This window comes from Burkholderia sp. (assembly GCF_018375725.1).
Taxonomy (GTDB): domain Bacteria; phylum Pseudomonadota; class Gammaproteobacteria; order Burkholderiales; family Burkholderiaceae; genus Burkholderia.
This window is the reverse complement of sequence record NZ_JAHACR010000131.1, coordinates 1-10467: the sequence shown is the minus strand read 5'-3', so window position 1 is coordinate 10467 and position 10467 is coordinate 1. Positions and strand designations below refer to the sequence as shown.

The window sequence follows — 10467 nt, the reverse complement described above, 5'->3', positions numbered from 1 at the left end:
AGGCGCGCGGTTCGGCAGAGCGCCGAGCACGGCGTCGACCGTCGCCGCGATCGCCATGAAGCCGATCCGGCGCTCGAGAAACGCTTCGACCGCAACCTCGTTCGCCGCGTTCAATGCGGCACTCGCGATACCGCCCTCGGCCAGCGCCTTGAGCGCGAGCGCGAGGCACGGGAAGCGCGCGTAGTCGGGCTTCTCGAAGCTGAGCTGCGCGATCTGCGCGAGGTCGAGCTGCTCGACACCCGCTTCGACGCGCTCCGGGAACGCAAGCGCGTGCGCGATCGGCGTGCGCATGTCGGGATTGCCGAGCTGCGCGAGCACCGAGCCGTCGCGGTACGACACGAGCGAGTGGATCACGCTCTGCGGATGGATCAGCACGTCGATCCGGTCGCCCGGCAGGCCGAAGATCCAGTGCGCCTCGATCACCTCGAGGCCCTTGTTCATCATCGTCGCGGAATCGACCGAGATCTTGCGGCCCATCACCCAGTTCGGATGCTTGCAGGCGTCCTCCGGCGTCACGTCGACGAGCGTCGACGGCTCGCGCGTGCGGAACGGGCCGCCCGATGCGGTCAGGATGATCTTGGCGATGCCGCCGTGCTCGGCCGCGTCGCGCGGCATGCACTGGAAGATCGCGTTGTGCTCGCTGTCGACCGGCAGGAGCGTCGCGCCGTGATCGCGCACCGCGTCCATGAAGATCGCGCCCGACATCACCAGCGATTCCTTGTTCGCGAGCAGGATCCGCTTGCCGGCGCGTGCGGCCGCGAGGCTCGGCGCCAGACCGGCCGCGCCGACGATCGCCGCGACCACGGTATCGCACCCGTCGCTCTTCGATACGTCGACGAGCGCCTGCGGGCCGTAGGCGACCTGCGTCTTGCTGCCGGCCGCGCGCAACTGCGCCTCGACGTGCGCAGCCGTCTGCGCGTCGCCGACCACCGCGACTTCCGGGGCGAATTGCAGGCATTGGGCGACCAGCTTGTCGCCGTTGCGATGCGCAGTCAGCGCGTACACAGAAAAGCGGTCCGGATGACGGGCCACCACGTCGAGCGTGCTGTCTCCGATCGAGCCCGTGGAACCGAGCAATGTCAGGCGTTTTTGCATAGCAGAAGGTCTAGTTTTTAACCGAGCAACAGCATCGCGAGCGGCAGCACGGGCAACAACGCGTCGACACGGTCGAGCACCCCGCCGTGACCCGGCAGCAATCCGCTCGAATCCTTGACGCCGGCCTGCCGTTTCAACAGCGACTCGAACAGGTCGCCGATCACACTGAACGCGACGAGCAACGTCAGCGCAGCCCATGCCCCCGGCACGCCGTACCGCGCGGCGAAGGCTGAAAAAAGGGTCGGCTCGGACAGATGAGCCGCAATGGCGACGCCGGCGACGATCATCACGGCCAGCCAGCCGCCGGCCGCGCCTTCCCAGGTCTTGCCCGGGCTGATCGACACCGCCAGTTTACGCTTCCCGAACGCCTTGCCGGCAAAGTATGCGCCGATATCGGCGAGCCAGACGACGAGCAGCAGCGACAGCACGAACGGCACGCCCTGCGCGCGCGCGGCGACCAGCGCATGCCAGCACGCAGCGAAGATCACGAGACCCGCCGCCAGCAGGAAGGGCCGCCATGCGCCCTCGGCGAGCGCGGGCTTCCGGCGCAATGCGAACGGGCCGGCCAGCAGCCAGAACACGCCGGCTGCCGCGAAAAGCGGGCGGGACGACGATTCGCCGATGCCGAGCCTCGTCGTCGCCAGCAGGACTGCCGCCGCGAGGCCGGCATAGACGACCGGGCCTGCGCCTGCGAGCTTCAGGAGACGCGCCCATTCCCAGGCGGCGAACACAAGCACGACGGCGATCAGCACGCCGAACGCGCTCAGCGGCGCGAACAGCGTCACCGGCAGCAGCACCGCCAGCAACGCGATCGCCGTGATCACACGGGTCTTCAGCATGAAAGGGTGTCGGCGCTCTGCGATTGCGGCTCGAGCTGCGCGCTGGTACGTCCGAAACGGCGCTCGCGGTCGGTGTACGATGCCAGCGCGTCGGCGAGCGCCGCGCGGTCGAAGTCCGGCCAGAATTTGTCGGTGAAATAAAACTCGGTGTAGGCAAGCTGCCACAGCAGGAAGTTGCTGATGCGCTGCTCGCCGCCCGTGCGGATGAAGAGATCGGGCTCCGGCGCATAGGCCATCGCGAGATGCGGCGCGAAGGTCGCTTCGCTGACCTCCACCTCGCGCCCTTCGCGCGCGGCCTGCTCGACGAGCTTTCTGGTCGCCTGCAGGATGTCCCACCGGCCGCCGTAGTTCGCGGCAATGGTGAGCGTCAGGCGCGTATTGCGCGCCGTCTTGGTTTCGGCGCGACGGATCAGCGCCTGGATGCGCGGCTCGAAGCGGTCGAGATCGCCGACGACACGCAGGCGAATCCCGTTCGCATGCAGCTTGCCGATTTCCCGCTCGAGCGCGGTGATGAAGAGGCGCATCAGGAACGACACTTCCTCGTTCGGCCGCCGCCAGTTCTCCGAGCTGAACGCGAACAGCGTCAGATATTCGACGCCGGCGCGCGCGCAGCCTTCGACCACCGCCCGCACCGCATCGACGCCACGGGTATGGCCGGCCACGCGCGGCAAGCGGCGCTCGGTCGCCCAACGGCCGTTGCCGTCCATGATGATCGCGATATGACGCGGCACGGCGCCGATGTCAGGCACGCGAACAGTAGAGCTGGTATAGGTCATGGCCGTTGAGACAGTAATGCGGGAAGAAGGCGGCGCGCGAGGACGGTCGTCAGACCGTCATGATCTCGGCTTCCTTGCTCTGCACGAGCTTGTCGATTTCGGCGACGTGCTGGTCGGTCAGCTTCTGCACGAGGTCGCCCGCACGGCGCTCGTCGTCTTCCGAGATTTCCTTGTCCTTCACCAGCTTCTTGAGCGCTTCGTTCGCGTCGCGGCGCAGGTTGCGGATCGCGACCTTGGCCGTTTCGCCTTCGCTCTTGACGACCTTCGTCAGCTCGCGGCGGCGCTCTTCCGTCAGCGCCGGCATCGGCACGCGGATCAGGTCGCCCGTCGTTGCCGGGTTCAGGCCCAGGTCGGCTTCGCGGATCGCCTTCTCGACCTTCGCGACCATGTTCTTTTCCCACGGCTGCACGCCGATCGTGCGCGCATCCACGAGCGTCAGGTTGGCCACCTGCGAAATCGGCACCATCGAGCCGTAGTAGTCGACCTGCACGTGATCGAGCAGACCGGTGTGTGCACGGCCCGTGCGGATCTTCGCCAGATCGTTCTTGAACGCTTCGATCGAGCGCTGCATCTTCTGCTCGACGCCCTTCTTGATATCAGCGACACTCATTTCAACCTCCGAACCTTCAAACCTTCAAAGAACGCGGGCGCGGCACACGCGATGCGCTGCGCCGCCGCCCGCATCCGCGGGAGTTTACACGTGGACGAGCGTACCTTCGTCCTCGCCCAGCACGATGCGCTTGAGCGCGCCCGGCTTGTTGATCGAAAACACGCGAATCGGCAGCTTCTGGTCGCGGCACAGCGCGAACGCCGTCGCGTCCATCACCTGCAGGTTGCGGCTGATCGCCTCGTCGAAGGTGATCGTCGTGTAGCGCGTGGCGGACGGATCCTTCTTGGGATCGGCCGAGTACACGCCGTCGACCTTCGTCGCCTTCAGCACCACCTCGGCGCCCACTTCCGAGCCGCGCAGCGCGGCGGCCGTGTCGGTCGTGAAGAACGGGTTGCCGGTGCCGGCCGCGAAGATCACGACCCGGCCTTCCTCGAGCTGACGGATCGCGCGCGGACGGATGTACGGCTCGACGACCTGGTCCATGCGCAGCGCGGATTGCACACGCGCCTCGATACCGGCGTGACGCATCGCGTCCTGCAGCGCCAGCGCGTTCATCATCGTCGCCAGCATCCCCATGTAGTCGGCGGTCGCGCGGTCCATGCCGGCCGCGCCGCCCGCGACGCCGCGGAAAATATTGCCGCCGCCGATCACCACCGCGAGTTGCGTGCCAAGACGCACGACTTCGGCGATATCGGCCACCATCCGTTCGATCGTAGCGCGATTGATGCCGAAGGCATCGTCGCCCATCAGCGCTTCGCCGGAGAGTTTGAGGAGGACGCGTTTATAGGCATTGGACATAGGGGCTTCCGAGCGACGAGAGGATGACAACCACGAACTGTAGGGGCGAAATACTGATTCGGGCAAGCGGCGCCAGCCGGGCCGGAAAGACCGGCCGGCCGGCGCCGCCGCCGGCCGCGGCGGGACGGACGCCCGCCGCGGATGCTGCCTGACTGCTTACTGCTGCTTTGCTGCTGCGACTTGCGCGGCCACTTCGGCGGCGAAGTCGTCCTGACGCTTCTCGATGCCTTCGCCGACGACGAACAGCGCGAATTTCTGCACCGCCGCATTCGCTGCCTTGAGCATCTGCTCGATCGTCTGCTTGTCGTTCTTCACGAACGGCTGGTTCAGCAGCGACACTTCCTTCAGGAACTTCTGGACGCTGCCGTCGACCATCTTCGCGACGATCTCGGCCGGCTTGCCCGATTCCGCTGCCTTCTGCTCGGCAACGCGGCGTTCCTTTTCGATCAGCTCGGCCGGCACGTCGTCCGACGACAGCGAGACCGGCTTCATTGCCGCGATGTGCATCGCGACGTCCTTGCCGACCTGCTCTTCCGCGCCGGTGTACTCGACGATCACGCCGATGCGGCTGCCGTGCAGGTACGTGGCCAGCTTGTTCGCCGTTTCGAAACGGACGAAGCGGCGGATCGAGATGTTCTCGCCGATCTTGCCGACGAGCGCCAGACGCACTTCGTCGACCGTCTTGCCGTCGAGCGGCAGCGCCGACAGCGCAGCCACGTCGGCCGGGTTCTGCGTCGCGACGAGTTCCGCGACCGTCTTCGCGAACGCGAGGAAGTCGTCGTTCTTCGCGACGAAGTCGGTTTCGCAGTTCAGTTCGACGAGCGCGCCGGCGTTTGCGCCGACAAACGATGCGACGACGCCTTCGGCCGTCACGCGCGATGCCGCCTTGCTCGCCTTGTTGCCGAGCTTGACGCGCAGCAGCTCTTCAGCCTTGCCCATGTCGCCGTCGGCTTCCGTCAGCGCCTTCTTGCACTCCATCATCGGTGCGTCGGTCTTTGCGCGCAGTTCTGCCACCATGCTTGCGGTAATTGCCGCCATCATTCGCTCCTTGAGTCTGTATTCACAACGCCGTCCGCTTCGACGCGAACAGCCGGGATTCGTTTCCGGACCCGCGCCAATGCGGCGCAACAAGGGTCCGGCGGATACGCTTAAAAAAAGGGGGCCTGTTGAGAGCCCCCTTTTTGCGCCGGCTCGGATCCGGTTACGCGTTTTCCTCGACGTATTCGTCGTCGCCGCGCACCGCCTGGACCACTTCGTTGACCGCGTTCGCACGGCCTTCGAGGATCGCGTCGGCGACGCCTTGCGCGTACAGCGCAACGGCCTTGCTCGAATCGTCGTTACCCGGGATCACGTAATCCACACCTTCCGGCGAGTGGTTCGTGTCGACCACGGCGATGACCGGCACACCCAGCTTGTTCGCTTCGGTGACGGCAATCTTGTGGTAGCCGACGTCGACAACGAAGATTGCGTCCGGAATGCCGCCCATGTCCTTCACGCCGCCGATCGACTTCTGCAGCTTGGCGATTTCACGCTCGAACAGCAGCGCTTCCTTCTTGCTCATCTTCTCGAGCTCACCCGCCTCGACCGCCGCTTCCATGTCCTTCAGGCGCTTGATCGACACCTTCAGCGTCTTGAAGTTGGTCATCATGCCGCCGAGCCAGCGTGCGTTGACGTACGGCATGCCTGCGCGCTGCGCTTCCTGAGCGATCGTGTCGCGCGACTGGCGCTTCGTGCCGACGAACAGGATCGTGCCGCGGTTCGCTGCCAGCTGACGCACGTACTTCTGTGCGTCGTTGAACATCGGCAGCGTCTTTTCGAGGTTGATGATGTGAATCTTGTTGCGGTGACCGAAAATGAACGGTGCCATCTTCGGATTCCAGAAGCGGGTCTGGTGACCGAAGTGGACACCTGCTTCCAGCATTTGGCGCATCGTAACTGCCATTTGAATTCTCCACGAGGGTTAGGTCTTAAGCCGGCCGCCGTACCGCCGCGCCAAACGAAACGCTTGTTCGTTCCGCGCGGCCGGCACCCTGGTTGCGCCGGCTTGCGATTCGGCACGCGCAAATGCCCGTGCCGCAAGCCTTCACCGCAAACGCCGCTGACGACCGCCCCGACCAGGGGCGCGCAAGGCATTTGAGTGTCGACTTAGCCAAAGAGTATAGCACGTTCATTCACCGACTCTCAAGTCGCCAACCACTCCGGCAGACAGGCCGGCCACGCCCGCGACAATCCGCAAAAACCCGCAGACACGCCCGGACAAAGCGCTGCGATGCCCGGCATAAGGTGCGATAATCCGTCAATTCACCGCTTTCCAGGCACACATCGATGGCTATTACGCTCAAAAACGAACACGACATCGCGCAGATGCGCGTCGCTTGCCGCCTCGCCAGCGAAGTGCTCGACTACATCACGCCGCACGTCGTCGCCGGCGTCACGACGGCCGAACTCGACCGCCTCTGCCACGAATACATGCTCAACGTGCAGGGCACGGTTCCCGCGCCGCTGAACTACCAGCCGCCCGGCTACCCGCCGTACCCGAAGGCGACCTGCATCTCGGTCAACGACGTGATCTGCCACGGCATCCCGAGCGACAGCAAGGTCGTCAAGAACGGCGACGCGCTCAACATCGACGTCACCGTCATCAAGGACGGCTATTTCGGCGATACCAGCCGGATGTTCATCGTCGGCGAAGGCTCGATCCTCGCGAAGCGCCTCGTGCAGACCACCTACGAGTGCATGTGGCTCGGCATCGACCAGGTCAAGCCGGGCGCGCGCCTCGGCGACATCGGCCACGCCATCCAGAAGCACGCGGAAGCGCAAGGCTACAGCGTCGTGCGCGAGTATTGCGGCCACGGCATCGGCACGGTGTTCCACGAAGATCCGCAGGTCGTCCACTACGGGCGTCCGGGCACGGGCATCGAACTGAAACCGGGCATGATCTTCACGATCGAGCCGATGATCAACGCCGGCCGGCGCGACATCCGCACGATGCCCGACCAGTGGACGGTCAAGACGCGCGACCGCAGCCTGTCCGCGCAATGGGAGCAAACCGTGCTCGTCACCGACACCGGCTACGACGTGCTGACCGTGTCCGCCGGCTCGCCGGCCCGGCCCGTCTTCGCCAACCCGGCCGCGGCAGTCTGAGCGCGCCGCGCCAGCCTGCCCCGCCCGCACCGGATCGTCCGCCGATGAGCGCTCCCGCCGCCACGCCGACCGAAGCGCGCTCGCGGCGCGCCGAATTCAAGGCCGCCAAGGCCGAGCTGCTTGCGCGCTTTCGCGACGCACCGCATGTCGCGGCGCTGATGCACGCGCTGTCGAAGGCCACCGACGATGCGCTGAAATGCCTCTGGGACGAATGCGGCTTGCCGTCGACCGCCGCGCTCGTCGCGGTCGGCGGCTATGGGCGCGGCGAGCTCGCGCCCTATTCCGACGTCGACATTCTGGTGCTGCTCCCCGACGACTACGATGCCGGGCTGGACGCATGCATCGAGCGCTTCATCGGCATGGCGTGGGATCTCGGCCTCGAGATCGGCAGCAGCGTGCGCACGGTCGCGCAGTGCATCGAGGAAGCGTCGCATGACGTGACGGTGCAGACGTCGCTGCTCGAGGCCCGCCGCATCGTCGGCAGCACCGCGCTGTTCGAGCGCTTCACCGTGCGCTATCACGAGGCGCTCGACGCCCGCGCGTTCTTCACCGCGAAGGTGCTCGAGATGCGCCAGCGCCACGCGAAATTCCACGACACGCCGTACAGCCTCGAGCCGAACGTGAAGGAAAGCCCGGGCGGCCTGCGCGACCTGCAGACGATCCTCTGGATCGCCCGCGCGGCGGGCTTCGGCAGCAGCTGGCGCGAACTCGACACACGCGGCCTCATCACCGACCGCGAGGCGCGCGAACTGCGCCGCAACGAGAATTTCCTGAAAATGCTGCGCGCGCGGCTGCACGTGATCGCCGGACGCCGTCAGGACATGCTCGTGTTCGACCTGCAAACGCAGGTCGCCGAGAGCTTCGGCTACCAGCCGACACCGACCAAGCGCGCGAGCGAGCAGCTGATGCGCCGCTACTACTGGGCGGCGAAGGCCGTCACGCAGCTTGCGACGATCCTGATCCAGAACATCGAGGCGCAGCTCTTCCCCGCGACGAGCGGCGTCACGCGCGTGCTGTCGCCGGACCGCTTCGCCGAGAAGCAGGGCATGCTCGAGATCGTCGACGACGACGTGTTCGCGCGGCATCCCGATGCGATCCTCGAAGCCTTCCTGCTCTACGAGACGACGCGCGGCGTCAAGGGACTGTCCGCGCGCACGCTGCGCGCGCTGTACAACTCGCGCGACATCATGAACAACGCGTGGCGGCGCGACCCGCAGAACCGCCGCACGTTCATGCGGATCCTGCAGCAGCCCGAAGGCATCACGCACGCATTCCGGCTGATGAACCAGACGAGCGTGCTCGGCCGCTACCTGCTGAACTTCCGCCGCATCGTCGGCCAGATGCAGCATGATCTGTATCACGTCTACACGGTCGACCAGCACATCCTGATGGTGCTGGGCAACATCCGCCGCTTCGCGGTCGCCGAGCACGCGCACGAATATCCGTTCTGCAGTCAGCTGATCGGCAATTTCGAGCGGCCGTGGGTGCTGTATGTCGCCGCGCTGTTCCACGACATCGCGAAAGGCCGCGGCGGCGACCATTCGACGCTCGGCATGGCCGATGCGCGGCGCTTCTGCCGCGAGCACGGCATCACCGGCGACGATGCGGCGCTGATCGTCTGGCTCGTCCAGCATCACCTGACAATGAGCCAGGTCGCGCAGAAACAGGACACGAGCGATCCGGAAGTCATCAAGCGCTTCGCCGACACGGTCGGCAACGAGCGCTGGCTCACCGCGCTTTACCTGCTGACCGTCGCCGACATCCGCGGCACCAGCCCGAAGGTCTGGAACACGTGGAAAGGCAAGCTGCTCGAGGATCTGTATCGCGCCACGCTCGCCGTGCTCGGCGGCGCGCAGCCGGACGCGCATTCGGAACTCAAGTCGCGCCAGGAAGAGGCGCTTGCGCTGCTGCGCCTCGAGACCGTGCCGACCGACGCGCATCGCGCACTGTGGGATCAGCTCGACATCGGCTTCTTCCTGCGCCACGACGCCGCCGACATCGCATGGCAGACCCGCGTGCTGTATCGCCACGTGAACGCCGGCACCGCGATCGTCCGCGCGCGGCCGTCGCCCGTCGGCGATGCGCTGCAGGTGCTCGTCTACGTGAAGGATCGCGCCGACCTGTTCGCCGGCATCTGCGCGTATTTCGACCGGAACGGGCTGTCGGTGCTCGACGCGCGCGTCAGCACCACGCGGCATGGCTACGCGCTCGACAATTTCATCGTCACGCAGACCGAGCACGACGTGCAGTACCGCGACATCGCGAATCTCGTCGAGCAGCAACTGGCGTCGCGCCTCGCCGAGGCGGCGCCGCTCCCGGAACCGTCCAAGGGCCGCCTGTCCCGGCTGTCGCGGACGTTCCCGATTACGCCGCGCGTCGACCTCAGGGCCGACGAGCGCGGCCAGTACTACATCCTGTCCGTGTCCGCCAACGACCGGCCGGGCCTTCTCTATTCGATCGCGCGCGTGCTGGCCGAGCATCGGGTCGGCGTCCATGCGGCGCGGATCAATACGCTCGGCGAACGCGTCGAGGACGTCTTCCTGCTCGACGGTGCCGGCCTGTCCGACAACCGCCTGCAGATCCAGCTCGAAACCGAATTGCTGCGCGCGATCGCAGTGTAAGTCTATGCGCCCCAAACTCACCGCCAAGCATCCGCGGCCGGCCACGCCGAGCCGCGCCCCCGTCCGTTCGGGCACCCTCACCGGCCGCAAACCCGTGCGCACCGAAGCTGCCGACGCCAAGCCGGCCGGCAAGTCCGCCGCCAAACCAGCGGCGCCGCGGGCGTCCCAGAAACCCGCTGCGTCGCCGCGCGGGCGCGGCGCATCCGGCCAACCGTCCGTGCGCCCGGCGAAGCCGGCGGGAAGCGGCGATCGCTTCGGCATGCGCAGCACGGCCGACGGCTCGACGCGTCCGGCGCGCGCGCCGGCGCGGCCGTCCGCACCCGGCACCGCCCGACCGAAACCGGAAGGCCGCCCGGGCGGCTTCGCGAAACGGCCGGAAGGCGCGGGCGATCGCGCTGCGCGCCCCCGCTCGGCATCCGGCCAGCCGCCCGCCCGCGGTGGCGCACGCTCGGAAACGGGGCGCCCGGCCCGACCGACGAGCGGCGACCGCTTCGGCGCACGCCCGGATTCCGGCCGCCCGGCCCGGCCGACGAGCGGCGACCGCTTCGGCGCACGCCCGGATTCCGGCAGCCCGGCCCGGCCGA

The 10467-nt window shown here is 66.9% G+C and carries 9 protein-coding genes and 1 pseudogene; 3 read left to right on the top strand and 7 right to left on the bottom strand.

Translation table 11 applies throughout. From position 1 onward, the window contains the following. The 7 genes from KH616_RS14860 to rpsB all read right to left on the bottom strand — a co-directional run. Window positions 1–1095: 1-deoxy-D-xylulose-5-phosphate reductoisomerase (locus KH616_RS14860; protein WP_292247386.1), on the bottom strand; the 1095-nt coding region annotated here is incomplete at its 3' end. Window positions 1096–1112: 17 nt separating this feature from the next. After that, entirely contained in the window at window positions 1113–1934 is an 822-nt protein-coding gene (locus KH616_RS14855; RefSeq protein WP_292247383.1) for a phosphatidate cytidylyltransferase, read from the bottom strand. Beyond that, window positions 1928–2710: a polyprenyl diphosphate synthase gene (gene uppS / locus KH616_RS14850; protein WP_292247380.1), complete on the bottom strand. Its 783-nt coding sequence runs from the start codon at window positions 2708–2710 to the stop codon at window positions 1928–1930. Before uppS ends, KH616_RS14855 begins: the two co-directional genes overlap by 7 nt. A 49-nt stretch (window positions 2711–2759) precedes the next feature. Next, window positions 2760–3320, bottom strand: coding sequence for a ribosome recycling factor (gene frr, locus KH616_RS14845; protein ID WP_292247377.1), 561 nt, complete (start codon window positions 3318–3320; stop codon window positions 2760–2762). 84 nt (window positions 3321–3404) lie between these two features. Further along, the gene (pyrH, locus tag KH616_RS14840) at window positions 3405–4118 is read right to left on the bottom strand and encodes a UMP kinase (RefSeq protein WP_011352459.1); all 714 of its coding nucleotides are present in this window, start codon (window positions 4116–4118) and stop codon (window positions 3405–3407) included. 156 nt (window positions 4119–4274) lie between these two features. Next, a complete protein-coding gene (tsf, locus tag KH616_RS14835) occupies window positions 4275–5156 on the bottom strand; it encodes a translation elongation factor Ts (RefSeq protein ID WP_292247215.1) in 882 nt (293 codons plus the stop codon). Between the two features lie 163 nt (window positions 5157–5319). After that, window positions 5320–6060, bottom strand: coding sequence for a 30S ribosomal protein S2 (gene rpsB / locus KH616_RS14830; protein ID WP_292247213.1), 741 nt, complete (start codon window positions 6058–6060; stop codon window positions 5320–5322). A gap of 383 nt (window positions 6061–6443) precedes the next feature. Here rpsB and map point away from each other — a divergent pair, with 383 nt between their 5' ends. From map to KH616_RS14815, 3 genes and pseudogenes are all read left to right on the top strand, one after another. Next, window positions 6444–7262, top strand: coding sequence for a type I methionyl aminopeptidase (map, locus tag KH616_RS14825; RefSeq protein WP_292247210.1), 819 nt, complete (start codon window positions 6444–6446; stop codon window positions 7260–7262). Window positions 7263–7306: 44 nt separating this feature from the next. Then, complete coding sequence (locus tag KH616_RS14820; RefSeq protein ID WP_292247207.1) at window positions 7307–9883, top strand: [protein-PII] uridylyltransferase; 2577 nt, start codon at window positions 7307–7309, stop codon at window positions 9881–9883. Window positions 9884–9887: 4 nt separating this feature from the next. After that, a pseudogene (locus KH616_RS14815) lies at window positions 9888–10467 on the top strand (pseudouridine synthase); the annotation flags it as partial.